The 23,848-nt window shown below is 72.3% G+C and carries 22 protein-coding genes and 6 tRNA genes; 9 read left to right on the top strand and 19 right to left on the bottom strand.

The annotated features are described in order from the left end of the window. Positions 1 to 75: 75 nt before the first annotated feature. A tRNA-Val gene (locus OHN19_RS35685) sits at positions 76 to 147 on the bottom strand. 328 nt (positions 148 to 475) lie between these two features. After that, positions 476 to 937, bottom strand: a complete 462-nt coding sequence (locus OHN19_RS35680; protein WP_330268145.1) for a TIGR02611 family protein — start codon at positions 935 to 937, stop codon at positions 476 to 478. 191 nt (positions 938 to 1,128) lie between these two features. On the opposite strand from OHN19_RS35680, the gene OHN19_RS35675 reads away from it, so the two are divergent. Together OHN19_RS35675 and OHN19_RS35670 are read left to right on the top strand one after the other, a co-directional pair. Then, a complete protein-coding gene (locus tag OHN19_RS35675) occupies positions 1,129 to 1,542 on the top strand; it encodes an SsgA family sporulation/cell division regulator (protein ID WP_004002642.1) in 414 nt (137 codons plus the stop codon). A gap of 211 nt (positions 1,543 to 1,753) precedes the next feature. Continuing rightward, on the top strand, positions 1,754 to 2,314 hold the full coding sequence (locus OHN19_RS35670) for a CGNR zinc finger domain-containing protein (protein ID WP_330268144.1): 561 nt from the start codon (positions 1,754 to 1,756) through the stop codon (positions 2,312 to 2,314). Between the two features lie 61 nt (positions 2,315 to 2,375). Here the strand turns inward: OHN19_RS35670 and OHN19_RS35665 are convergent, their stop codons facing one another. Both OHN19_RS35665 and OHN19_RS35660 read right to left on the bottom strand, forming a co-directional pair. After that, complete coding sequence (locus OHN19_RS35665; protein ID WP_330268143.1) at positions 2,376 to 2,528, bottom strand: hypothetical protein; 153 nt, start codon at positions 2,526 to 2,528, stop codon at positions 2,376 to 2,378. 156 nt (positions 2,529 to 2,684) lie between these two features. Further along, positions 2,685 to 3,137, bottom strand: a complete 453-nt coding sequence (locus tag OHN19_RS35660) for a hypothetical protein (protein WP_330268142.1) — start codon at positions 3,135 to 3,137, stop codon at positions 2,685 to 2,687. 341 nt (positions 3,138 to 3,478) lie between these two features. Here OHN19_RS35660 and OHN19_RS35655 point away from each other — a divergent pair, with 341 nt between their 5' ends. Then, positions 3,479 to 4,000, top strand: coding sequence for a DsbA family protein (locus OHN19_RS35655; protein ID WP_330268141.1), 522 nt, complete (start codon positions 3,479 to 3,481; stop codon positions 3,998 to 4,000). Positions 4,001 to 4,171: 171 nt separating this feature from the next. Here OHN19_RS35655 and OHN19_RS35650 read toward each other — a convergent pair whose 3' ends face one another. The 3 genes from OHN19_RS35650 to OHN19_RS35640 all read right to left on the bottom strand — a co-directional run bounded on the left by OHN19_RS35650 (position 4,172) and on the right by OHN19_RS35640 (position 6,961). After that, positions 4,172 to 4,999, bottom strand: coding sequence for a GNAT family N-acetyltransferase (locus OHN19_RS35650; protein WP_330268140.1), 828 nt, complete (start codon positions 4,997 to 4,999; stop codon positions 4,172 to 4,174). A gap of 100 nt (positions 5,000 to 5,099) precedes the next feature. Continuing rightward, entirely contained in the window at positions 5,100 to 5,921 is an 822-nt protein-coding gene (locus tag OHN19_RS35645) for an aminodeoxychorismate lyase (protein ID WP_330268139.1), read from the bottom strand. Next, complete coding sequence (locus tag OHN19_RS35640) at positions 5,918 to 6,961, bottom strand: chorismate-binding protein (protein WP_330268138.1); 1,044 nt, start codon at positions 6,959 to 6,961, stop codon at positions 5,918 to 5,920. The genes OHN19_RS35645 and OHN19_RS35640 overlap by 4 nt, the downstream gene beginning before the upstream one ends. A 178-nt stretch (positions 6,962 to 7,139) precedes the next feature. Between OHN19_RS35640 and OHN19_RS35635 the strand changes: the two genes are divergently transcribed. The 5 genes from OHN19_RS35635 (at position 7,140) to OHN19_RS35615 (ending at position 7,592) form a co-directional block, all read left to right on the top strand. Next, positions 7,140 to 7,212: transfer RNA gene (locus OHN19_RS35635), tRNA-Gly, on the top strand. A gap of 39 nt (positions 7,213 to 7,251) precedes the next feature. Beyond that, a tRNA-Cys gene (locus OHN19_RS35630) sits at positions 7,252 to 7,325 on the top strand. 1 nt (position 7,326) lies between these two features. Continuing rightward, positions 7,327 to 7,398 (top strand) — tRNA-Val (locus tag OHN19_RS35625). Positions 7,399 to 7,416: 18 nt separating this feature from the next. After that, a tRNA-Val gene (locus tag OHN19_RS35620) sits at positions 7,417 to 7,488 on the top strand. Positions 7,489 to 7,520: 32 nt separating this feature from the next. Continuing rightward, positions 7,521 to 7,592: transfer RNA gene (locus OHN19_RS35615), tRNA-Val, on the top strand. A 53-nt stretch (positions 7,593 to 7,645) separates the two neighbouring features. On the opposite strand, the gene OHN19_RS35610 is transcribed toward OHN19_RS35615, so the two are convergent. From OHN19_RS35610 to OHN19_RS35595, 4 genes are all read right to left on the bottom strand, one after another. Beyond that, complete coding sequence (locus OHN19_RS35610) at positions 7,646 to 7,957, bottom strand: zf-TFIIB domain-containing protein (protein ID WP_123987985.1); 312 nt, start codon at positions 7,955 to 7,957, stop codon at positions 7,646 to 7,648. Between the two features lie 80 nt (positions 7,958 to 8,037). Further along, positions 8,038 to 8,985 (bottom strand): aminoglycoside phosphotransferase family protein, encoded by a 948-nt coding sequence (locus tag OHN19_RS35605; protein ID WP_330268137.1) that lies wholly within the window; start codon positions 8,983 to 8,985, stop codon positions 8,038 to 8,040. A 602-nt stretch (positions 8,986 to 9,587) separates the two neighbouring features. Next, the gene (locus OHN19_RS35600) at positions 9,588 to 9,770 is read right to left on the bottom strand and encodes a hypothetical protein (protein ID WP_028809711.1); all 183 of its coding nucleotides are present in this window, start codon (positions 9,768 to 9,770) and stop codon (positions 9,588 to 9,590) included. A 196-nt stretch (positions 9,771 to 9,966) separates the two neighbouring features. Next, positions 9,967 to 10,242: a hypothetical protein gene (locus tag OHN19_RS35595; protein ID WP_330269784.1), complete on the bottom strand. Its 276-nt coding sequence runs from the start codon at positions 10,240 to 10,242 to the stop codon at positions 9,967 to 9,969. A 196-nt stretch (positions 10,243 to 10,438) separates the two neighbouring features. Here OHN19_RS35595 and OHN19_RS35590 point away from each other — a divergent pair, with 196 nt between their 5' ends. Continuing rightward, entirely contained in the window at positions 10,439 to 11,860 is a 1,422-nt protein-coding gene (locus tag OHN19_RS35590; RefSeq protein WP_330268136.1) for a serine/threonine-protein kinase, read from the top strand. A gap of 37 nt (positions 11,861 to 11,897) precedes the next feature. On the opposite strand, the gene OHN19_RS35585 is transcribed toward OHN19_RS35590, so the two are convergent. The 8 genes from OHN19_RS35585 to OHN19_RS35550 all read right to left on the bottom strand — a co-directional run bounded on the left by OHN19_RS35585 (position 11,898) and on the right by OHN19_RS35550 (position 23,569). Continuing rightward, a complete protein-coding gene (locus tag OHN19_RS35585) occupies positions 11,898 to 12,716 on the bottom strand; it encodes an RNA methyltransferase (protein ID WP_330268135.1) in 819 nt (272 codons plus the stop codon). A gap of 64 nt (positions 12,717 to 12,780) precedes the next feature. Continuing rightward, entirely contained in the window at positions 12,781 to 14,013 is a 1,233-nt protein-coding gene (gene cobA / locus OHN19_RS35580) for a uroporphyrinogen-III C-methyltransferase (protein WP_330268134.1), read from the bottom strand. 296 nt (positions 14,014 to 14,309) lie between these two features. Beyond that, on the bottom strand, positions 14,310 to 18,446 hold the full coding sequence (gene cobT / locus OHN19_RS35575; protein ID WP_330268133.1) for a nicotinate-nucleotide--dimethylbenzimidazole phosphoribosyltransferase: 4,137 nt from the start codon (positions 18,444 to 18,446) through the stop codon (positions 14,310 to 14,312). A 366-nt stretch (positions 18,447 to 18,812) separates the two neighbouring features. Next, positions 18,813 to 20,024, bottom strand: coding sequence for a precorrin-6y C5,15-methyltransferase (decarboxylating) subunit CbiE (gene cbiE, locus OHN19_RS35570; protein ID WP_330268132.1), 1,212 nt, complete (start codon positions 20,022 to 20,024; stop codon positions 18,813 to 18,815). 83 nt (positions 20,025 to 20,107) lie between these two features. Beyond that, positions 20,108 to 20,746 carry a GNAT family N-acetyltransferase gene (locus OHN19_RS35565; protein ID WP_330268131.1) on the bottom strand — a complete coding sequence of 213 codons (639 nt, stop codon included), beginning with the start codon at positions 20,744 to 20,746 and terminating at the stop codon, positions 20,108 to 20,110. Positions 20,747 to 20,918: 172 nt separating this feature from the next. Further along, positions 20,919 to 21,749 (bottom strand): MetQ/NlpA family ABC transporter substrate-binding protein, encoded by an 831-nt coding sequence (locus tag OHN19_RS35560; protein ID WP_330268130.1) that lies wholly within the window; start codon positions 21,747 to 21,749, stop codon positions 20,919 to 20,921. A gap of 66 nt (positions 21,750 to 21,815) precedes the next feature. After that, positions 21,816 to 22,541 (bottom strand): methionine ABC transporter permease, encoded by a 726-nt coding sequence (locus OHN19_RS35555; RefSeq protein WP_123759570.1) that lies wholly within the window; start codon positions 22,539 to 22,541, stop codon positions 21,816 to 21,818. Further along, a complete protein-coding gene (locus tag OHN19_RS35550; RefSeq protein ID WP_330268129.1) occupies positions 22,538 to 23,569 on the bottom strand; it encodes a methionine ABC transporter ATP-binding protein in 1,032 nt (343 codons plus the stop codon). The genes OHN19_RS35555 and OHN19_RS35550 overlap by 4 nt, the downstream gene beginning before the upstream one ends. Positions 23,570 to 23,848: the final 279 nt, after the last annotated feature.

Here is a 23,848-nt window from a genome sequence, read left to right as displayed (position 1 = left end):
GACCCGGCCCTCGCGTCCGTCCGTACACACGCCGACGGCCCGTCCGCGATCTCGCAGACGGGCCGTCGGTCCGGGTGGGCGATACTGGGTTCGAACCAGTGACCTCTTCGGTGTGAACGAAGCGCTCTCCCACTGAGCTAATCGCCCGGACGCAGGAAGAACATTACCCCATGTCAGGGGGTGCCCTGCGTCATGTCACGGGACGTGACGCAGGGGTCCGAACGCCCTGATCCCCCGCTGGCCCCGGCTCCCGCCGGAGGACCCACGGGTCACCCGGTGGACGCGACCGCACCCGCGAGGCGGCCCGTCTGGGGGGCCGGGTACGCGCCCCGACGCAGCGGCGGCCCAGCCTGCGGGCTGCGGGCTGCGGGCTGCGGGCTGCGGGCTGCGGGCTGCGGGCTGCGGGCTGCGGGCTGCGGGCTGCGGCGCCTTACCCCCTGCCTGCTTGCAGGACAGCCTGGGCCCCGTGCGCCGCTCACTGGTCCTTGATGTTCCAGGGCATCTCGAAGCCGAACTTCCAGAGGTAGACCCCGAGGATCGCGGCGATGAGCACCAGGCCGATCGAGGTCAGGATGATGTTGCGTCGGCGCACCTTGGGATCGAGGGCGCGCTGGGCCGCCTCGGTCACCTTCCGCTTGGTCCACCGCAGCACGAGCTGGGCCCAGACGAACTCGGTCGCCCAGATCGCCATACCGCCGAAGATCACGACCCAGCCGGGTCCCGGCAGCGGCAGCATGATGATGCCGGCGACCACGACCGCGAGGCCGATCACGAAGATCAGGACCTGCCAGCTCAGGTGCAGCAGCCGCCGCGATTTCACGAACTCGGGCGCCCGGGAGCCGAGCCCCTGTCCCTCCGGCGCTTCGTCCGCCTTCTCGTCGCTCTGCTCGTCGGATGCCACGGCGACCTCGCGCGGCTCGTCACTCCCCGTATTCATACAGCCAAACCCTACCGGAGAGAAACCGGTCACCGGAATGGTCGTACCTCCGCAAGGGGTTCTCGGCCGGAAGAGTTACGTAAAGGCACGCAAAACACTCAGAGGGGTTTACAACGGCACCGTAGGTGGCATGTCGATTTCGCCGACGTGCGAATCCCCGAGCGCACACTGAGCGAAAGGCCCTGGCGCTTATGAACACCACGGTCAGCTGCGAGCTGCACCTGCGCCTCGTTGTGTCGAGCGAGTCCTCCCTGCCTGTCCCCGCAGGCCTGCGGTACGACACGGCCGACCCCTACGCCGTGCACGCCACCTTCCACACCGGAGCCGAGGAGACCGTCGAGTGGGTGTTCGCCCGCGACCTCCTCGCGGAGGGCCTCCACCGGCCCACCGGAACCGGCGACGTCCGAGTCTGGCCGTCGCGCAGTCACGGTCAGGGCGTCGTCTGCATCGCCCTGAGCTCCCCTGAGGGCGAGGCGCTGCTCGAGGCCCCGGCGCGGGCCCTGGAGTCCTTCCTGAAGCGGACGGACGCCGCCGTGCCCCCGGGCACCGAGCACCGCCACTTCGATCTGGATCAGGAGCTCTCGCACATCCTGGCGGAAAGCTAGGGGGCGAGACCGCACAGAGCCGCCCGGCGCCGTCCACTCGGGGAGACGGCTCGGGCTCGTACAACCGCATAGGGAACGACAGGCGCCGTGGCTGCGGAGCGCTCCGCAGCCACGGCGCCTGTCGTGCGGCCCGTCACCGAGGCCCGGCGAGCCGTTACCATCGGCCAGCATCGGCGGGCGTCCGCCCGACCCCCAGGCCAGGGAGCGAATCGTGCTGATCACCCACGACACCCGGTGCGCACTCGACACCGTGGTCGATCTGGTGAACACCGCACCGGAGGACGACGCGGCGCCGGACGCACTGCCGGATGTGGCGGCGCTCGCGGATTTCGTACGAAACCACGAAATCAGTGATGTCGGGGTGCTCTCGGAGTTCGACCTGTCGGCGGTGCGCAAGATCCGCGGCCGGTTCGCCTCGGTCTTCGCCGCCCCGGACGCCCGGGCCGCCGCGAACCTCATCAACGACCTGGTCGCCGCCGCGGGCACCACACCCCAGCTCACGGACCACGACGGCTACGACTGGCACGTGCACTACTTCGCCCCCGGCGCCTCGGTGGCCGACCACCTGGCGGCCGACTGCGGAATGGCGCTGGCGTTCTTCGTGGTGGCCGGCGAGCAGGAGCGGCTGCGGCGCTGCGAGGCGCCCGACTGCCGGCGGGCCTTCGTCGACCTCTCCCGGAACCGCTCCCGCCGGTACTGCGACAGCCGGACCTGCGGTAACCGTCTGCATGTGGCCGCGTACCGGGCGCGGCGCAAGGAGGCCGCGGGCTGAGGCCCGGTCGGCGCCTGCGACGTGATCCCCGGCGGGTGGCGCCGGGGATCACGGGTACGGCTCAGAGCAGCAGCAGGTCGTGCAGCGCAGCCATGAGCAGCAGACACCCGATCACCGCAAGGAAGATCATCAGCGGTGGCTGGGAAAGGGCGAAAAGGCATCCACGCGGCTCGTCCTGCTGCGGCGCGGTGTCGCTCTGTGTCGTGTCCAGCATCTCGCCGCGATGATGACGCAGCCGGGACCCCCGACGCGATCAACACGCCCGGAATGGGCGGGAGTTCGCCGAATTCCGTGATGTCCGTTTCGGATCGTGATCACTTGCGGACGGGCCCGGATCCCCCTGCGAACGTTTCAGTCCGTCAGGCGGGCGTCATATGCCGTGCTTCTTGAGGATGGCCTCGATGTCGCTGAAGTCGTCCGTGGCGGTCTCGGCGGTCCGGGGTTTGCCCGCGGGGCGCGCCGCCGGGGTGCGGACGGCCGGGCCGAGCGAGGGCGCCGACGCGGTGGGGGCCACCGCCTCCTGGGACCCGGCGCCCCGGGCCGCCTTGCGCTCCTTGCGGGTGCCGCCCCGGCGGCGCTCCACCGCGCGTGTGGTCGAGAACAGCACCCACGACAGACCGAGCACGCCGAAGCCCGCCCAGGCCGTCGGGCTGAACGCGGTGTCCGCGAGCCAGTCGACCACGCCGGTCATCACCAGGCCGAGCGGGACGAGGGAGTATGCGGCGATACGGGTGGCCGCCAAGAAGCGCTTGCGGTACGCGGAGACCGCCGCGATGCCCAGGCCGGCCGCGGCGACTGCGGAACAGACGGTCTCGGCAATCATCCGGCCCTCCAGGCGGGGTTCGACGGTCTCTGTGCCACTTCGTCACTGTCCATCCTGCACCCCTTGGCCCCCGCCGAGCCATCCTCCGGCAGGACATCAGGGACATCTCCGGGTCGGCTCCTCCGGAGGTGCCGGTCGGGGTCGTACCGACGGAGCAGGCGGCTCCAGCAGCGGCAGGGGGGTGCGGCGGAGCTGTCGAGGCGGCCGGGGAGCGGCGACGTCCGCCTCCGGGCGGCGGCCGGAAGTGGCGACGTGCGCCTCCGGGCGGCCCGGGAGAGCGGCCACGTCCGCGTGGCCGGGGGTGATGCGGCCCAGTGCGGCGGAGCTGGGAGACTGGGGGCATGAGCGACCCCTCCCCCGCCCGCCCCGCCGCGCCCGTTCTCGACGTGTGGTGCGAGTTGCAGTGCTCCGACTGCCGTGACGCCCTGGACGACGTCCGGGCGCTGCGGGCCCGCTACGGCGACCGTCTGGAGCTGCGGCTGCGGCACTTCCCGCTGGAGAAGCACAAGCACTCCTTCGCCGCCGCACAGGCCGCCGAGGAGGCGCTGGAGCAGGGCAAGGGCTGGGAGTACACCGAGGCCGTGCTCGCGCGGGTCGAGGAGCTGGACCGTAGGGGGGAACCTCTCCTGGTCGAGGTCGCCAGCGAACTGGGCCTGGACGCCGAGGAGTTCGACACCGCGCTGATCGACGGCCGGCACATCCTGATCGTGGACGCCGACCAGGCCGAGGGCAAGGCGATCGGCGTGGCCGGCACCCCGACGTACGTCATCGACGGCGAACGGCTGGACGGCGGCAAGAGCCAGGACGGGCTGCGCGAGCGGATCGAGCAGATCGCCGACCGGCTGCTCGCCGAGCAGGACTGAGACCGCCTCACCGCAGGCTCTTGCAGCCGGCCAGGTCCACGTCCGTCGCCAGAACAGGCTCTTGCAGTCGGGCAGGACCGCGTCCGTCGCCAGAGCAGGCTCTTGCAGCCGGCCAGGACCGCGTCCGTCGCCAGAGCAGGCTCTTGCAGCCGGCCAGGACCGCGTCCGTCGTCAGAGCAGGCTCTTGTACATCGAGTAACCCACCGTCTCGTAGCCGAGCGACTCGTACAGCCGTTCGGCCGGTGTGTTGCCCGCGAAGACGTTCAGGCCCAGGACCCGGCGACCGGAGGCGATCGCCTGGCTCTCGGCGAGCAGCATCAGGGAACGGCCGTGCCCGCGGCCGCGGAAGGGCTCCTCGGTCTCGACGTCGTAGACGAAGGCCTTGTCGGCGATGAACTCCACCCACAGGAACCCGACCCGGACGCCGTCGTGCTCCAGCACGCTGTACAGCGCCTCCTCCGTGGTGAGGCCGCGCGCCACCAGCTGTTGGTGGTCCTTGCGCGACCTCGCCCTCGCCTCGGCCTCCGGCACCCCGCGCTCGCTCCAGTCCCGGGCGTACTCCTCTATGCCACGCTCGGCCCACGGCCCGAACTCGGCCTGCGTCATGGGCCTGCTCCGGCTGCCCGCGGGCAGTTCGGGCGCGGTGGTGCCGAGCGGCTTCTCCATGCCGCGGTTGCGGTGGACGTACCCGAGCGCGCCGGCGAGCCGCAACGCGGGCGCGGCGGTGGCCGGGACCCTGATCTCCAGCTGCCGGCAGCCCCAGCCGCGCGCCACCTCCTCGGCGGCGAGCGCGGCGACCGCGCCCCGGCCGCGCCCGCGGTCCGGTTCGTCGATCCGCAGATCCCTGATCTGGGCGACGACCGGCCCGAAGGACGGGTGGGTCGCCAGATGTATCGCTCCGACGGGACGGCTGTTCACGCACACCGAGTAGTGGCGGGACAGTGCCCCGTCGGCCCCGCGCTGAAGCGGCTCGGTCGGCCGCAGGGTGGTGGTCATCACCGGAGTTCTACCCGCTGCCGAGCGCCGGGGCAGCCCAATATCGCGGCCCTTTACGGCCTCTTACGGGTACGGCCTCTCACGACCCGACCCTCACGGCCTCTCACGGATCGAGGTCGTCCCCGGCCCGCTCGTCGAAGATCCGCATGGCCTTGGCGGTCACCGGCCCCGGCGCGCCCGGCAGTTCGCGCGCGTCGACGCGGTGCACGGCCTGGACGTCCCGCAGGGTCGAGGTCAGGAACACCTCGTCGGCCCGCTCCAGGACGTCCAGCGGCAGGTCGGTCTCCTTGGCGCCGGTCCATTCGACGGTCAACGCGCGCGTGATGCCCGCGAGACAGCCGGAGGCGAGCGGCGGGGTGTGGATCTCGCCGTCGAGCACGACGAACACGTTCGACCCGGTGCCCTCGCACAACTGCCCGACGGTGTTGGCGAACAGCGCTTCGGAGGCGCCCCGCTCACGCGCGCGTGCGAGCGCGACCACGTTCTCGGCGTACGAGGTCGTCTTGAGGCCGGTGAGGGCGCCACGCTCGTTGCGCGTCCACGGGACGGTGATCACGGCCGTGGAGTCGGGCCGCGGCGCGGACTCGCCGAGGGCGACCACCAGGGTCGGCCCGTGGTCACCGCGGTCGGACCCCAGCGGACCATGACCCCCGGTGTAGGTGATGCGCAGCCGTCCGAGCGGCATCGGGTTGGCTTCGAGTACGGCCGCGCAGGCACGGCGGACCTCGTCGTGGTCCGGATCGGGCAGCCCGAGCCCGCGCGCCGACAGGGTCAGCCGGTCGAGATGCCGGGTGAGCGCGAAGAGCCGGCCGTCCACCGCCTTCACGGTCTCGAAGATGCCGTCGCCCACGGTCAGCCCGTGGTCGAAGACCGAGACGCGGGCGGTCTCGATGTCCTGCAGCCCGCCGTCGAGCCAGATCTTCACGTCAGGGTCCCTCCACTCACCTCGTACGTCCCCGACGCTACCGCGAGCAGCCGGGCCGCCTTCAGCTCGGTCTCCCGCCACTCCCCCTCGGGGTCGGAACCCCAGGTGATCCCGGCGCCGGTACCGAAACGCAGCACTCCTTCACCGCGGTCGATCCAGAACGTGCGGATACCGACGGCCAGCTCCCCGGTCCCCCGGTCGGCGTCGACCCACCCGATCCCCCCGCAGTACGGCCCGCGGGGTGCGGTCTCCAGTTCGTCGATGATCCGCAGCGCGCTGGACTTGGGCGCGCCGGTGACCGAGCCGGGCGGGAACGCGGCGCCGAGCAGCTCGGCCCAGCCGGCGCCCTCCCGCAGCTCACCCCGCACGGTCGACACGAGATGGACCAGGCCCGGATGCTTCTCCACGGCACACAGGTCGGGGACGGTGACACTGCCGGTGGCGCACACCCGCCCCAGGTCGTTGCGGACCAGGTCCACGATCATCACGTTCTCGGCGTAGTCCTTGGGCAGCAGGTCGTCCTCGGTCCGCCCGGTCCCCTTGATCGGCCCCGACTCCACGACCCGCCCGGCTCGGCGCAGGAACAGCTCTGGGGACGCGGTGGCGATCTCCACTCCGTGCCCGGGCAGCCGAATCGTTCCTGCGTACGGCGCCGGGTTGCCGCGGGCCAACAGCGCGGTCAGCGCGTCCACGTCGGCGCCTGGCGTGAGGGGCGCGCTCAGGACCCGGCAGAGGTTGGCCTGGTAGACCTCGCCGGTGGCGATGCGCTCACGAATCCGTCGTACGGCCGCCGTGTACGCGGCGCGATCGAGAGACGACGTCCAGTCACCGACCCCGGGTCCGTGCCACGCCCCCGGCACCGGCGCGGGCACCGGCTCCTGGCGTACGGCGGCGAAGCGGGCGCAGGTGAGACCGCCTTCGAAGTCCGCGGCAACGGCCCAGAAACCGCGGGAGTCCAGGGCCGCGGGGTCGCTGGTGACGTCGAGGAGACCGGTGGCGACACGGTCGCCGAAACGGGCGAGAGGAGCGAGGTCGAGCACGAGGTCGAGTCTATGGCGGGTGTCACGCAGGTGACCTGGCCATGTCCTTCAGGGCGCCCTGACCACGTACGTCGACATGCGCACCGCAGCACGCTGCGCAAACGCGTTTTTGTACTGGCCCCGGAATCCGCTAGAGTTCAACACGTCGCCGAGCCGCGCAAGCGGATCGGAAGGACAGGCGAACGTAGCTCAGTTGGTAGAGCGCAACCTTGCCAAGGTTGAGGTCGCGAGTTCGAACCTCGTCGTTCGCTCGGAAGAGCAAGGGGATCATCCCGACCCCCAACACTCCTGGTGGAGTGGCCGAGAGGCGAGGCAACGGCCTGCAAAGCCGTCTACACGGGTTCAAATCCCGTCTCCACCTCCAAGGACGATTAGCTCAGCGGGAGAGCGCTTCCCTGACACGGAAGAGGTCACTGGTTCAATCCCAGTATCGTCCACTGGATCTTCGGATCCCCGCGCGATTAGCTCAGCGGGAGAGCGCTTCCCTGACACGGAAGAGGTCACTGGTTCAATCCCAGTATCGCGCACGCAGCAGACACGATCCTGATCGTGGTTCCCCGCGCGATTAGCTCAGCGGGAGAGCGCTTCCCTGACACGGAAGAGGTCACTGGTTCAATCCCAGTATCGCGCACACACCGAAGCCCCCGGCCCTGCGGCCGGGGGCTTCTTCGTCTCTGGTCGGCGTCAGCTGGAGAACAGCATGTGGCCGAAGCCGCGGTTGCGGTGGTGGCCGCCGTGATGACCGCCGTGACCGCCGTAGTGACCGCCGCCGTGCTGCGGGGCGCCCCAGGCCGGTGCGCCGGGCTGGGCCGGGTACTGCGGAGCGGCCGGCGGCGGCGGAACGGCGGGGCCGCCGGCCCACTGGCCCTCCAGGCGGGTCAGCGCCTCCAGCTCGCCGTAGTCGAGAAAGATCCCGCGGCAGCCGCTGCACTGCTCGATCTGGACACCGTTGCGGTTGTACGTGTGCATCGGTGCATGACACTTCGGACACTGCATCGTCGGCTCAACTCCTCGCCGGTTGATCCTGCTTAGCGTTACGCCAGGACAGACTCTGTCCGGCTCTGGTCGGTTGCACCCTACTTCGCGAAACCGCTCGCCAACTCCGGCGGGGTGGAACCCATTCGCCCGCAGGCCTCGACGACCGCGCGCTCCACGTCGTCCAGCGGCCGGCCGGCGTCGATCGCCTTCGCCACGGCACGGGCCGCCGTCTGCACGGTGAGGGCGCGGGCCGGGACGTCCAGGGCGGGCCAGGGGTCGCCGTCGGGGGGTACGGCCGGCCCGCCGGCCGCGCGGTAGGCGGCGAGGAAGAGGCCCCAGTCCTCGGGGGACAGCAGACCGCAGGCGTACCAGGCGGCGGGGCGGGCGAGGTCCCAGGCGGGCTCGCCCACGCCGAGATCGTCGACGTCGATGAGACGCCAGGGGCCTTCCGGGGCGGGGTGACGCACGAGTTGCCCGAGGTGCAGGTCGCCGTGGCAGAGGGTCGTGGTGTCCGGCATGGGGGTCTCGGCGCGGGCCCAGGGCGGAAGCGCGGACCAGGCGCGGAGGACGGGGGCGACGGCGGGGTGCTCGCTCTGCCGGGCCGCCTTGAGAAGTCTGGCGACGGCGAGCGCCGCCTTCACCGGGCCCCGCATGGGGGGCAGGCCGGGTGGGGCGGGGGTGCGGTGGAGGCGGGCGAGGAGGGTGGCGGCGGCCTCCCAGGGGGCGGCGTCCGGATCCTCCGGGTCCACGGGCTCACCGTACGGCCAGAAACTGACGAGCCTGCCGTGCAGGTCGACGTGCGTCGCGTGCAGTGGGGGCAGGAGGATGCCGTTGAGCTGGGCGGCCGCGGTGAGGCGCGGAGCGAGGTCGGCGGGGGCCGTGTCGGGGGCGTGCGCCTTCGCGACGGTGCCGGCGTGCCGGACGACGGTGGCGTCAGGGCGGTCGGCGAGGGTGGCTGCGCCGCAGGGACAGGCCACCGGGTCACCTGAGTGAGCCTCGGCTCTGACTCTGAGGGTGAGCTGGGTGAGGAGGGGGTGTTGCGTCACGGGGCTCCCTCGGCGACGTGAGGTCTGGCGCCTCAGTATGTGCCGGGTTCTGCTGTCGGGCGGGTGCGGGTGCGTTGTGGCTGGTCGCGCAGTTCCCCGCGCCCCTAGGGGGTTGCAGTTGGCCTGCGCCACGACGGGGCCGTCAGCCGCTGGCGCCCGCCCCCCACGAACCGTTAGCCGTCCGCGCCCGCCCCCACCGGCCGTTGGCCGCGCACGGCGTGAAGGGGACGGGGTGGGGGGTGTCCGCCCGCAGCGGCCGGCGTCCGTTACCGGGCCCCAATTTCGATGGACCGAGCCGCCGGACCGAGGACGGATACCCCCCACCCCGGCACCGACCCACCCACCGGACCGGATGCGCTACGCACGCCCCCACCGGACAGCAACGGGCCGCCGCAGGCCTCCAGGGGCGCGGGGAACTGCGCAAAACGCCCGCCCCCACCGAACCCGCGGACGAAAACGGCCCAACCGCCGGAGGCAAAAGCAATGCCGGCGCAGCTCCCCAGCTGCGCCGGCATTTTGCCGTCCGCCGCACCCCCGTCCCCACGGGGTTTCATGGGTGGATGTCCCCGCCCGGACCGCTCTTCCGGGCCTGGGGTCGCCGCTCAGCGCCCCAGCATCACTCCCACGGACGACGCCTGTGTGGCCACTGTCTCCCAGCCGTCGAAGACGACGAGGAGCAGGACCGCCAGAGGAAGGGCCATGAGCGTCGCCACCAGCGGGTGACGGCGGCCCGTACGGCGGGGCTGACGTGTGCGGGACAGTGTCCGCGGTGCCGTAAGAGCCATGGTCCCTCTCCTGACCGTTCTGTTGTCGTTGGCAGCGGCGGGTGTCTGACCTCGGGGGACGAGTGCTGCACCCGCCGCTTGACCTCAAATCTAGGCGTCACGGCCCTCCGGCACGTCATGCCCTCGTACCGATTGCCGGGCCTCCCCGAGGATGAGCCGTCACCAGTGACGTACTCCCGTGGGTGGAGACGAGGACCTAGGTCTCCGGGTCTTCCCGGAGGGGGCGCCCGGTCTGTGCCGTTTTCTCCGAGCTGTCCTCACGCGGCACCGGCTGCTCGACCAGCGCCAGGACCCGTGTCGCCATGAAACGGGCCGTCCGGACAACCGAGCCGTTCCGCGTGACTTCGCTCACTTCCACCACGCCTCGGCGTACCGCCGTCTCCACCCGGCGGCCCGCCCTGCTCGCCACCACCTCATATGTGCGCGTCGTGTCACCTGCGTCCACGACTATCTCCACACGATCACCCTTCACGGGTTCAATCCCCCTTCTGCGACGGGTGGTTGGGATCACAGTCGACTCGAAGTCACCCTGTCCGCCGACCCCCTGACCACCCCTCAAGTCTCCCACCCGGCACTGACAATCCATCGGGACGAGAGGGCGCGGCCTCTGCGCGCGGCGGGCCGTGGAAACGTAAGCTGTCGCTCGTCACACGGACCGGGCAGCGGGGATGGACATGGCGATGATGCGCCTGAGGCGCGAGGACCCGCGCGTCGTCGGCTCGTTCAGGCTTCACAGACGGCTGGGCGCGGGCGGGATGGGTGTCGTCTACCTGGGCTCCGACCGCAAGGGGCAGCGGGTCGCGCTGAAGGTCATCCGGCCCGATCTCGCCGAGGACCAGGAGTTCCGGTCGCGGTTCGCGCGCGAGGTCTCCGCCGCCCGGCGGATCCGCGGCGGCTGCACGGCCCGGCTCGTCGCGGCGGACCTCGAAGCGGACCGTCCGTGGTTCGCCACCCAGTACGTGCCCGGTCCCTCCCTGCACGACAAGGTCGCCGACGAGGGTTCCCTCGGCGCGGCCGAGGTCGCCTCGATCGGCGCCGCCCTCTCGGAGGGGCTCGTCGCCGTGCACGAGGCGGGGGTGGTGCACCGTGACCTCAAGCCGTCGAACATCCTGCTCTCCCCCAAGGGCCCCCGGATCATCGACTTCGGCATCGCCTGGGCGACCGGGGCCTCCACCCTCACCCACGTCGGCACCGCCGTCGGCTCCCCCGGCTTCCTCGCGCCGGAGCAGGTGCGCGGGGCCGCGGTGACCCCGGCCACGGACGTGTTCTCGCTCGGCGCGACCCTGGCGTACGCCTCGATGGGCGACTCGCCCTTCGGGCACGGCAGTTCCGAGGTGATGCTGTACCGCGTGGTGCACGAGGAGGCGCAGCTGCACGGCGTGCCCGACGCGCTGGCCCCCCTGGTCCGCGCCTGTCTGGCGAAGGACCCCGAGGAGCGGCCGAGCACCCTCCAACTGTCGCTGCGGCTCAAGGAGATCGCGGCCCGTGAGGCGCAGGGCCTGCCCGATCTGCGCCCGCCCGCGCCGCGCGCCGCCGAGGCGGACCGGCCCACCGGACGGCTCGCCGACACCTACCCCGACCGGCCCGCGCAGCGCCGCCCGCAGGGGCAGTCGGGCACGCAGGGCAGTCGCGGGGACAGTCCGTCGCGTGGTTCCGGTCCCGCGCGCAACGGCACTCCGCCGCGCGGTGGCGTCCCGTCCCGTGGCGGCAACGGGCCCGTACGCGGCACCGGCGCCCCCGCGCCCCGCTCCGGCGGGCCCCGGCCCACTCCGGCCGGGCGCAACACCACGCGCTCCGGCAGCGGCAGCCGCCCCGCGCCCCGCAGCGGAACCGGGCGTCCCGCATCGCGGAACACCGGTACGGGGCGTCGGCCCGCCAACCCGCGCCTGCTGCGCCAGCGGTTGTTCGTGTTCGTCGTGGTCACGCTGTTCGTGGCGCTCGGCATCGCGGCGGCCCAGGGGTGTCAGGGACCGTCGCGCGGGCTCGGCGGCGACAGCGGCGTCGTACGGGACCAACGGCAGGGGCAGGTGCACGCGCCGCCGCTGCGGACGCCGGCCGAGCCGGAGCAGCCGGCCGGCGGGACGGGCTGAGCGCAGCGCTCGGCCCGGCACCGCCGCGCACCGGGCCTCAGGCCTGCGGCCGTCCGGTGGCCACCGCGTAGAACGCGACCGCGGCCGCCGCGCCCACGTTCAGGGAGTCGACGCCGTGGGCCATCGGGATGCGGACCCATTCGTCGGCGGCGACCAGCGCCTGGGTGGTGAGGCCGTCGCCCTCGGCGCCGAGCATCAGAGCCACCCGGTCCATCTTGTGCGGGGCGGCCTCGTCGAGGGTCTTGGCCTTGGCGTCCGGGGTGAGGGCGAGCAGGGTGAAGCCGGCCTCGCGGACCGAGTCCAGGCCCTTGGGCCAGGTGTCGAGACGGGCGTAGGGGACGGAGAAGACCGCGCCCATGGAGACCTTGACGCTACGGCGGTACAGGGGGTCGGCGCAGTCCGGCGAGAGCAGGACCGCGTCCATGCCGAGGGCCGCCGCCGAGCGGAAGATGGCGCCGATGTTGGTGTGGTCGTTGACGGACTCCATGACCACGACGCGACGGGCGGTCTGGAGCAACTCGGCCGCCGTGGGCAGCGGTTTGCGCTGCATGGAGGCGAGGGCGCCGCGGTGCACGTGGTAGCCGGTGACCTGTTCGGCGAGTTCGGGGCTCACGGCGTAGACGGGGGCGGGGAGTTCGTCGATGACGTCTCGCATGACGTCGACCCACTTGGCGGACAGCAGCATGGAACGCATCTCGTAGCCGGCGTCCTTGGCCCGGCGGATGACCTTCTCGCCCTCGGCGATGAACAGGCCCTCGGCGGGTTCGCGCTTGCGGCGCAGTTCCACGTCGGTCAGGCCCGTGTAGTCGCGCAGGCGCGGGTCGTCGGGGTCCTCGACGGTGATGAGATCGGCCACAGGGTGATACTGCCTTGTCCTGGGTGCGGTGCCAACGGCTGGGAACGGGTTGTGTTACCCCGGGTTACGCCGATGGCCGGTTTCCTACGGCGACGACCTCGCCGACGACGATGACGGCCGGGGGCTTCACGTCCTCGGCGACGACCACCTCGCCGACCGTCGCCAGGGTGGCGTCGACCCGGCGCTGGGCGGCCGTCGTGCCCTCCTGGACCAGGGCGACCGGGGTGTCCGGCGACTTGCCGTGGGCCATCAGGGTCTCGGCGATCTTGCCGATCTTGTCGACGCCCATGAGGATGACCAGCGTGCCGGTGAGCCGGGCGAGTGCGGGCCAGTCGACCAGGGAGCGCTCGTCGTCGGGGGCGACATGGCCGCTCACCACGGTGAACTCGTGGGCCACGCCCCGGTGGGTGACCGGGATGCCGGCCGCGCCCGGGACCGAGATCGAGCTGGAGATGCCGGGGACAACGGTGCAGGGGATGCCGGCCTCGGCGAGGGCGTGCAGCTCCTCCATCCCACGGCCGAAGACATAGGGGTCCCCGCCCTTGAGCCGTACGACCGACTTGCCCTGCTTGGCGTGCTCGATCAGGGCGTTGTTGATGGCCTCCTGGGCCATGAAGCGGCCGTAGGGGATCTTCGCCGCGTCGATCACCTCGACGTGCGGCGGGAGCTCGGCGAGGAGGTCGCGGGGGCCGAGGCGGTCGGCGATGACGACGTCGGCCTCGGCGAGCAGGCGACGGCCGCGGACCGTGATCAGGTCGGGGTCGCCGGGGCCGCCGCCGACAAGGGCGACGCCGGGGGTGCGGGTGCGGTGGTGGGGGGCGACGAGGGTGCCGTCGCGCAGGCCCTCGACGACCGCGTCCCGGATGGCGGCGGTGTGACGGGGGTCGCGGCCCTTGGCGTTGGTGGTGAGGACGGCGACCGTGACGCCCTCGCTGTGGCCGGTCGCGGGGGTCCAGGCGGTCGCCTGGTCGGCGTCGTCGGAGCGGACGCACCAGACGCGGTGGCGCTCCGCTTCGGCGGAGGCGCGGGTGTTCGCCTCGGTGTCGCTGGTGGCGATCAGGGCGTACCAGGCTTCTTCCAGGTCGCCGTCCTGGTACGGCCGCCTCTCCCAGATGATCTCGCCCGCGTCCGCCATCGCCTCGACGGAGGGGGTCGCGGAAGGGGACACGAGGAGGACGTGCGCGCCCGCCGCGATCAGGGCCGGGAGGCGGCGCTGGGCCACCTGGCCGCCGCCGAGGACGACGACCTTGCGGTCGGTGAGGCGGAGGCCTACGGGGTAGGCGGGGTTCTCGGCCATGAGGGTGCGGCTCCTCCGGGGCTTGGCGGTGGCCCTGACGTGCGGATTTTACGGGGTGGCGGGATGAGGCGGCTCAGGTGTCCGGTGGCTGGGCGTCGTCGCCGGGTGCGGGTGCGTGGGTCCGTGCCCACCCGTCCCGCCCTGCGGGACGACTGCCCACGGACCCACGGCAGGGGAAGGGGCGCGGGGACACGATCCCCGGACCCACGGCGAGGAAGGGGTGCGGGGACACGGTCCGCTGACCCACATGCGAGGGGGGACGCGTGGACACCGCCCCCGCGTCCCCCTCCTCACGCCTACTTCTCGGTGACCCCCGCCGAGTCGAACGTCGCCACCTCGTGCATCGCCCTCGCCGTGCTCTGGACCAGGGGCAGGGCCAGGAGTGCGCCCGTGCCCTCGCCCAGGCGGAGGTCGAGGTCGACCAGGGGGCGCAGGCCGAGCTTGTTGAGGGCGGCCACGTGGCCGGGTTCCGCGCTGCGGTGGCCCGCGATGCAGGCCGCGAGGACCTCGGGGGCGATCGCGCGGGCGACCAGGGCGGCGGCGCCCGCGCTGACGCCGTCGAGGATGACCGGGGTGCGCAGCGAGGCTCCGCCCAGCAACAGGCCGACCATCGCCGCGTGTTCGAAGCCGCCGATGGCCGCCAGGACGCCGATCGGGTCGGCGGGGTCCGGCTGGTGGAGTTCGATCGCGCGCCGGACGACCTCGGTCTTGCGGGCCAGCGTCTCGTCGTTGATGCCGGTGCCGCGCCCGGTGACCTCGGCGGGGTCGGTGCCCGTGAAGACGGAGATCAGGGCGGCGGACGCGGTGGTGTTCGCGATGCCCATCTCACCGGTGAGCAGGGCCTTGTTGCCGGCCGCGACCAGGTCGCGGGCCGTCTCGATGCCGACCTCGATGGCCTGCTTGGCCTCCTCGCGGGTCATCGCGGGACCGGTGGTCATGTCGGACGTGCCGGCCCGGATCTTGCGGGGCAACAGCCCGGGCGTGGCCGGGAGTTCGGCCGCGACACCGACGTCCACGACACAGACCTCGGCGCCCACCTGGCCGGCGAAGGCGTTGCAGACCGCGCCGCCGCCGAGGAAGTTGGCGACCATCTGGGCCGTCACCTCCTGCGGCCAGGGGGTGACGCCCTGGGCGTGCACACCGTGGTCGCCGGCGAAGATCGCGACGGCCGCGGGCTCCGGGATCGGCGGCGGGCACTGGCGGGACAGCCCGGACAGCTGGGCGGAGATGATCTCCAGCATGCCGAGCGCGCCGGCCGGCTTGGTCATCCGCTTCTGCCGCTCCCAGGCCTCGCCGAGCGCCTTGGCGTCCAGCGGGCGGATCTGGGCGACGGTCTCGCCGAGCAGGTCGTGCGGCTCCTCGCCGGGCAGGGCGCGGCGGCCGTACGTCTCCTCGTGCACGACCCACGACAGCGGGCGGCGCTTGGACCAGCCGGCCTGCATCAGCTCGGGCTCGTCCGGGAACTCGTCGACGTACCCGACGCACAGGTAGGCGATGACCTCGAGGTGTTCGGGCAGGCCGAGGGCGCGGACCATCTCGCGCTCGTCGAAGAAGCTGACCCAGCCGACGCCGAGGCCCTCGGCGCGGGCCGCGAGCCAGAGGTTCTCGACGGCGAGCGCGGCGGAGTAGGGGGCCATCTGCGGCTGGGTGTGCCGGCCGAGGGTGTGGCGGCCGCCGCGGGTCGGGTCGGCGGTGACGACGATGTTCACCGGGGTGTCGAGGATGGCCTCGATCTTCAGTTCCTTGAACTGCTTGGCCCGGCCCTTGGGCAGCGACTTGGCGTACGCGTCGCGCTGGCGCTGGGCCAGTTCGTGCATCGCGCCGCGCGTCTCGGCGGAGCGGATGACGACGAAGTCCCAGGGCTGCGAGTGCCCCACCGAGGGCGCGGTGTGGGCGGCCTCCAGGACCCGGAGCAGCACCTCGTGCGGAATGGGATCGCTACGGAAGCCGTTGCGGATGTCCCGGCGCTCCCGCATGACCTTGAGCACGGCCTCGCGCTCGGCGTCGTCGTAGGCGGGCGCGGCGGGGCCCGTGGACTGTCGTGCTTCTGCCACGGGGGCCGTGCTCACTTCTTCCGGTGCTTCTTGGTCTTCCTGATCGGCCGCCCTGGTGTCCAAGTCGTCGGCCTGCTGTACGAGTTCGGCGTCGCCGTCCGCCTCACGCGGGGCCGGGAGCGGCACCGGCTGGGGCGGGGTCGGCGCGAGGTGCGGGGTGGTGGGCACCGAACCGTCCACCGGCACGAACTCCCCGAGCGGCTGCCCCGGTTGGGGCTCCATGGGCACCACGCTGGGCAGGACCCCGTGGGCCTGGGCGGTACCGGGCACCGCGAACTGGGGCTGCGCGTCGGCGACTTCGGCCGCGAGCGGCTGGGGGGCGGGCTGCGGGCCCTGCGGCGCCTGAACGGGGCTCTCCGGGGCCGCGGGGAGCGGGGCCTCGTCCGCGGGGGCAGGGGCCGGGGCCGCCGCGTCGGTCAGCGGTACTTCGGTGTCGGCCGCGTCCGCCACGACGGCCTGCGGCGCGTCCTGGACGGGAGCGGTGGCCGGCTCGACGGCGGGGCCCTGCGGGGGGACGGGCTGGGTGAAGTCCGGCGCAGGGGCGAGGGGTTCCTCGACGTGACCTGCCCGGGCCGGCTCCTGGAGGTGCTCCGGGGCCGCCTCGGCAAGGAGCGGTTCGGCGGCGACAGGGGGCTCGGGCTGCTCGGCGGCGGGAGCGGCCCCGGCGAGGGCGGGGGTCTCCGTCGACTGCGGGGAGTTCTCGGTGTCGGCGGGCTCCTGGAGGGGTACGGCCTCGGAGGCGTCCGGGGTGATCACGGGGGCGGCCTCCTGGGCGGGGGGCGCGGTTTCCGGAGCGACCGTCTCCGGGCCGACTGCCTCCGGAACACCTGCCTCCGGTGCCGGGACGGCTTCCTGGGGAGCGTCCGCCTCCGGACTGGCGACGGCCTGCTGGGCCCCGTCGGCGCTCTGCGCGGGGACGGTTTCCGGTGCGGCGCCACCGTCCTGGGCGGCGTCGGCCACCGAAGGAACGGCCACGCCCTCGACAGGGACAGCCTCCGAAGCGGCGGCGTCCAGTAGGGCACTCGCTTCCGGAACTTCCGGAACTTCCGGAACAGGAATGGTTTCCGGCTGGGCACCGGCCCCCGCTTCCGGCAGCGCGACGGCCTCCGGGGTAACGCCGGCCTCCGCGGCGGCGGCAGTCTCCGGCACGGCGTCGGTCTCCGGAGCAGCGACGGTCTCCGGAAGGGGGGCAGCCTCCGGGGCGGTTTCGGACGCCGCCTCCGGTCCGCCCGTGGCCGACTCGGCCTCGGCAGCCTGCCCGTCGGGCACGACGGCTTCAGGCGCGAGTACGTGCGCGGGCTCGGCGGCCTCGCCGACCTGCTCGCCCTCGACCACCGGCACCGACTGGGCACCGGCGGCGCTGTCCGCCGCTCCCGCACCCGGCGCCTGTGCGCCTTCACCGGCCTCCGCCACGTCCTGAACGGCGTCCTCGCTGGAGCCGCCGTCCGGAACCTGCGCCTCGGCCCCGAACTCACCGGCCGCAGCCGGGTCCGCACCGGGCTGACCGCCGTCCGGGAGGAACTCCTCGGCCCCGGCGACGGGCGCGGACTCGCCCTCCCCGCTCTGGCTTCCGCCGGGCAGGTCACCCTCGGCCGGCAGACCCGCGCCCGGCTTCTCGCCCAGGACCGGAGCCGCGTCGGCGCTCACGGCCTGCGGCTCGTCGGGGCGGAGGTCGGCTGCCGCGGCCGTCTCAGCGGCCGGCGACTCCTCGTGCGCGGTCTCCGGTACGGCGGCCGCCGGAGCCTCCTGCGGCAGCGCGTACCCGCCCGCCTCCGCCTCGGACGCCAGCCGGGCCACCGCCGCCTGGGCCGCGCCCACCGGCTCGGGAGCCGGGCTCGGAGCCGGAACAACCGTTTCGGCAGCCGGGGCCACCGTGCTCACCGGCGTCTGGACGGCACCCGGCGCGCCCCACGGCACCGCGCCCTGGGGCTGCGACGCTTCGAGGTACTCGGGACCGGCCGCGACCGGCTGCCGTACAGGGGCGCCTGCCGGGCCGCGGTCGGCGAGGGAGCGAACTGGGCTCGCGGAGGAGTCGGGGATCGGCGGGCCGAGGTGCAGCGGCCGACGGGGGGTGATGGGCGGGATCGGCACCGAGGGGGCCTGCGGCCGGGGTGTGCGGACGGCGCTCAGGTCGTGCGCCCCGCTGTCGCGGCCGGCCATCTCGTGCGGTCCCGGTTCGTGGACGGTCTCGACGACCGGCTCCGGCAGCGGCGGAGCGACCTCGTTGCCCCAGGGGCTCTGGGCGCCCGGCAGCAACAGGTCTTCGTCCTCGGCGGGGGTCTCGGAGAGGTAGGTGTACGCACCCGGGACGCCCGGCTGTTCCACCATGCCTGCGTTCTCCGGCAGTCCCTCGCCCGGAACCTGGCCGGTGTCGGTCATGCGTACCCCTCGCCCATCGGTTAGTGCTTCTACGACCAGCTCACCGGGGACGGCGCACCGACCGCCCCCGCAGTGAAGAACGAGCGTGCGTGCCCAGCGGCACGAACGGCCTGCCGAGAAAGACGACAAAGCCATTAACTGGCATTGTCCCGGCCGTTCCCCCGTCGCGACAGCTTGATCCGCGACGACCCGCTGTGGACTGCGCCACGTTGCGCGTCCTCCGGTTGTGCCGTACCACACCCACCCCAAAACGGGCGCGCTTTCCGGACATTGACGAACGAATGCCGGTCCACCGGGTGCGGTACAACGGTCGGCCAGCCTACCGCGCGCAGTACGACAACAGGATCACGGGGACGGCGAACCGGGTCAGACCGTACGGTCCGGAAGAACCCCGCTGAGCAGGAACGCGACACTCCGTTCCGTCTCCGTCCAGGCCCTGGTGTCGAGTTCGACGGACTGGAGGAGGGCGCACTCGACGCGGTAGCCGTGTTCGGTGAGGTCCCGGCCGACGAGTTCGGCCTCGTCGCGGGTGGCCGCGTGGGCGACGATGCGCTGCGGGCGGCGGTCGGCGACCGCGGAGACCACGGCCACTCCCCCGCCGCCGACCCGGACGACGTCCGGTTCGGGGAGGTTCTCCAGGACGTGCGGGGCGGTGCCGGGGACGATCTGCACCTGGAGTCCGAAGGCGCGGGCGTTGGCCTCGGTGCGCTCGCAGGCCCTCAGGTCGCGGTCGACGGCGATGACGGCGGCCCCGGCCCGGGCGGCCTCGGTGGCGAAGGCGCCGCTGCCGCAGCCGATGTCCCACACGAGGTCGCCGACGCGCGGTCCGAGCCGGGCGAGTTGGGCCGCGCGGAGCGGTTCCAGTTCGCCTTCGCCCATGAGGCCGCCGTAGGACTCGGCGGGCAGCGTCCAGCCGCGCGGGGCGGCGGCCGGGTCGCGGCCGGCGATCCATCCGCCGCTCTCCGTCGTGGCCGCGGTGCCGCCGATGACGATGACGAGGTTGGGGTCGCGCCAGGTGTGGTCGGCTGCCTTGTCGGAGGTGACGACGGTGACCTGTTCGCGGTCGGTTCCGAGTTCCTCGCAGATGACGAAGGTGCGGTGGACGCCCTCCATCAGCAGGCCGAGTTCGGCGGGGCCGGCGCCGGGTGAGGTGAGGACGGCCACCTTGGTGTGGGCCCGGCACACGTTCACGGCGCGTCGCAGGGTGCGCCGGTGTGCGACGACCACTTGGGCGTCGTCCCAGGGCATTCCGGCGCGGGCGAAGGCGGCGGCGACCGAGGAGACACCGGGGACGACCTCGACCTCCAGGCCGAACTCGGGTGCGCGCAGGGTCCGTACGACGCCGAAGAACCCGGGGTCGCCGTCCGCGAGCACGACGGCGGTGCCGCGGTGGCCGGTGATGCGGCGGGCGGCGAGGGCGACGCTGCCGAGGCGAATGCGTTCGGCGGTGGGCGGCACCTCGGGAAGTGCCAGATGGTGGGCGGCGCCCGCCACCAGGGTGGCGGCGCCGAGGGCGGAGCGTGCCGCGGCGGTCAGCGGCGAGCCGTCCCAGCCGATCACCGTGACCCGGTCGGCCATCGTGTCTCAGTCTCCAGGAGTGTGCGCAGGTGGTCGTCGGGAGGGTACCCGGTCGGACGGGGAAGCGTTTTCGCCGAAGTCGGTCAGTTCCAGTCCGAGTAGGGCGTGAAGCCGTCCGCGTCGGCCATCTGCTCGCCCGCGCCGTCGAGGTCCTCGGGCAGCAGGCTCCACACGATGAAGTCGGTGCGGACGTCGCTCCAGGTGCCGTCCTCGGCGCGGACGTGCGCTATGCAGGCGTTGCGCAGGACACCCTCGCTGATACAGCCGATCTTCTGGGCGACCTGCTGGGAGGCGGTGTTGTCGGCCGCGGTGCGCAGCTCGATCCGCTCGAACTTCTGGTCGGTGAACAGCCACTGGGCGGTGGCGAGCGCGGCCTCGGAGGCGTAGCCCTCGCCGCGGGCCCAGGGGGCGACGATGTACGACAGCTCGGTGGAGCGGATGTGCCAGTCGGTCCTGGCGAGCTGGACGATCCCGACCAGGCGCTGGGTGAGGAACTCGGTGACGGCCAGGTCGAGTCCGCGGCCGGCCTCCCGCTCGCCCGGCGCGTACCGGGTGATCCAGCCACGCGCCTGGTCCTCGGTGTAGGGCTGGGGGACGTCGGTCCACGCCCCGACCTGCTCGTCGTTCATCATCTCGGCCAGGGCGGGCACGTCGTCCTCGTCGAGGGGGCGCAGCACCAACCGCTCCGTGCTGATGGAGATGTTGGGGAAGGTGCCAGTCATGCGCCACTCCGTAACCGTGGGAAAACCTCAGAGCCTGCTGAACTGCCCAGCATGCAGCATGAAAGCACCGAACCGCATCACGGGGCCCACACATGGTGAGCATGTGGACCCCGTGCGTGGCGATACGTCGTATACGCGCCGGTAGCTCTACGGCGATCAGGCGCTACGGCGATCAGAAGGACGCGATGACGGATCCGGCGTACTTGTCCTGGATGAACTTCTTGACCTCGGCGGAGGTGAGCAGCTTGGCGAGCTTCTTCACGCGCGGGTCGTTCTCGTTGCCTTCCTTCACCGCGAGGAAGTTGCCGTAGGGGTTGTTGTCGGCGGACTCCAGGACGAGGGCGTCCTTGGCGGGCTTGAGGTCGGCCTCGATGGCGTAGTTGCCGTTGACGACCGCGGCGTCGACGTCGTCGAGGGAGCGCGGGGTCTGGGCCGCCTCCAGCTCCTTGAACTTGAGGTTCTTCGGGTTCTTGGTGATGTCGGAGGGGGTCGCCTCGTTGCCCACGCCGTCCTTGAGGGTGATCAGGCCGTTCGCGGCGAGCAGCTTGAGGGCACGCGCCTCGTTCACGCTGTCGTTGGGGACGGCGACCGTCGCACCGCTCTTGAGGGCGTCGGCGCTCTTGACCTTGTGGGAGTAGAGGCCGAGCGGCTCCAGGTGGACCGTGACGACGGGCGCGATGTGGGTGCCGCGCTTCTTGTTGAAGTCGTCGAGGTACGGCTGGTTCTGGAAGTAGTTGGCGTCGACCGAGCCGTCCTCGGTGGCCGTGTTGGGGGTCACGTAGTCGGTGAACTCCTTGACCTCCAGGTCGAGGCCCGCCTTCTTCGCCAGGTTCTCCTTGACGTAGTTGAGGATCTCGGCGTGCGGGGTCGGGCTCGCGGCGACGACCAGGGGTCCGCCGGCGTCCGAGGCGGAGCCCGAGTCGGACGAACCGCAGGCGCTGAGCCCGAGGCCGAGGGCTCCGGCGGCGAGGACGGCGGTGGTGAGCTTTACGGTGTTACGCACGAAAAGTGCCTTTCCTTTTGGGTGCAGCGATCCCGTGATGGGGTGCACGGGAAGAACAGGGGTGGCTCAGACGGTCTTCGTGTCCGCCGTGGAGGCCTTCAGCAGCCGCAGCTTCGGCGCCGGGCCGGAGCGGCCGCCGCGGCCGTACAGCGAGCGGGCCGCGTAGTCGCCGGCGAACTGGATGAGGGAGATGACGACGGCGAGGATCGCGACGGTGATCCACATGAGCTGGGTCTCGAAGCGCTGGTAGCCGTAGCGGATGGCGATGTCGCCGAGGCCGCCGGCGCCGACCGTGCCCGCCATCGCGGAGTAGCCGATCAACGCCACGACGGTGGTCGTGGTGCTGGCGATCAACGAGGGCAGCGCCTCCGGGACGAGGACCTTGCGGACGATGGTCCAGGTGTTGCCACCCATCGACTGCACGGCCTCGACCAGCCCGCCGTCCACTTCGCGGACAGCCGTCTCGACGAGGCGCGCGAAGAACGGGATGGCGCCGATGGCGAGCGGCACGATGGCGGCCTCGCGGCCGATGGTCGTGCCGGTGATCGAGCGGGTGAAGCCCATCAGCGCGACCATCAGGATGATGAACGGCATCGAGCGGGCCACGTTCACGACCTGCCCGATGACCTTGTTGGCGACGACGTTCTGGAGGAGCCCGCCCCGGTCGGTGAGGACGAGGAGGACGCCGAGCGGGAGGCCGCCCACGACGGCGATGACCGTGGACCAGCCCACCATGTAGAGGGTGTCCCAACACGCCTGCTCCAGCAGGGGCTGCATCTCGGACCAGGTCACTTGGCACCTTCCTTCACCAGCTGCGGCTCACCGACGACGTCGATCTGGAGGCCCTGCTCGCGCAGGAAGCCGACCGGTACGACGTTGTCCTCGTAGCGGCCGGGCAGTTCGATGCGCATCCGGCCGACCTGGAGGCCGCCGACGGTGTCGATGGCCGCGCCGAGGATCGAGATGTCGATGTTGTAGGTGCGGGACAGCTGCGAGATGACGGGCTGGGTGGCCGCCTCGCCCTGGAAGGTGACGTCGAGGACGGTCCGGTCCTCGCCGGTGGCCTCGCCGCCGACGGGGAAGAGCGCGGAGGCGAGTTCGGAGCCGGGGGTGGCGAGCAGCTCGCTCACCGTCCCCGACTCGACGATCCGCCCGTGCTCCATCAGGGCGGCCGAGTCGCAGATCGACTTCACGACGTCCATCTCGTGGGTGATGAGCAGCACGGTGAGCCCGAGTTGGCGGTTGAGGTCGCGCAGCAGCTGGAGGATCGAGCGGGTCGTCTCGGGGTCGAGGGCGCTGGTGGCCTCGTCGGACAGCAGGACCTTGGGGTCGCCGGCCAGGGCGCGGGCGATGCCGACGCGCTGCTTCTGGCCGCCGGAGAGCTGGGCCGGGTAGACGCCCGCCTTGTCGGCGAGTCCGACGAGGTCCAGCAGTTCGAGTGCCTTGCGGGAGCGCTCCTTGCCGGACTTGCCGAGGATCTCGAGCGGCAGCTCGACGTTGTCCTGGACGGTCCGGGTGGACAGCAGGTTGAAGTGCTGGAAGACCATGCCGATACGGCTGCGCGCCTGCCGCAGCTCCCTGCCCGCGCGCGGTCCGCGGCCGGCGAGGGCGGTGAGGTCCTGTCCGTCGACGGTCACGGTGCCGGCGGTGGGGCGCTCCAGCAGGTTGACGCAGCGGATGAGCGAGGACTTGCCGGCGCCGGACTGGCCGATGACGCCGTACACCTCGCCTTCGCGGACATGGAGGTCGACGCCGTCCAGGGCGGTGACCTCACGGCCGCGCGAGCGGTAGACCTTCGTGAGGCCTGATGTCGTGATCACTGGGTTTCCATCACTGTCGAGTAGCGCAGGGCGTGGGTGTGCCCTGGAACGGGAGGAAGTCGTGCGCGGGCACAGGGGTCACGTACGGGATGTCACGGCGTACGGACGTGCCGGGGCGGCTCGCTTCGGGGCGCGAGGCTCACAGGGGTGGTGCGGGGGCCCTCTAACAGGCGCGCATTCGACACATACAACGAGCACCGGGCGTCAGGGTCGCCTCGGTCGCAAGGGTGCGGCAGCTCGTCGTGGTCATGCGATCAGTAAAGCAGAAGTACGGTCCTG

Source organism: Streptomyces griseorubiginosus (genome assembly GCF_036345115.1).
GTDB lineage: Bacteria > Actinomycetota > Actinomycetes > Streptomycetales > Streptomycetaceae > Streptomyces > Streptomyces griseorubiginosus_C.
This window is presented reverse-complemented; position numbering and strand designations above follow the sequence as displayed.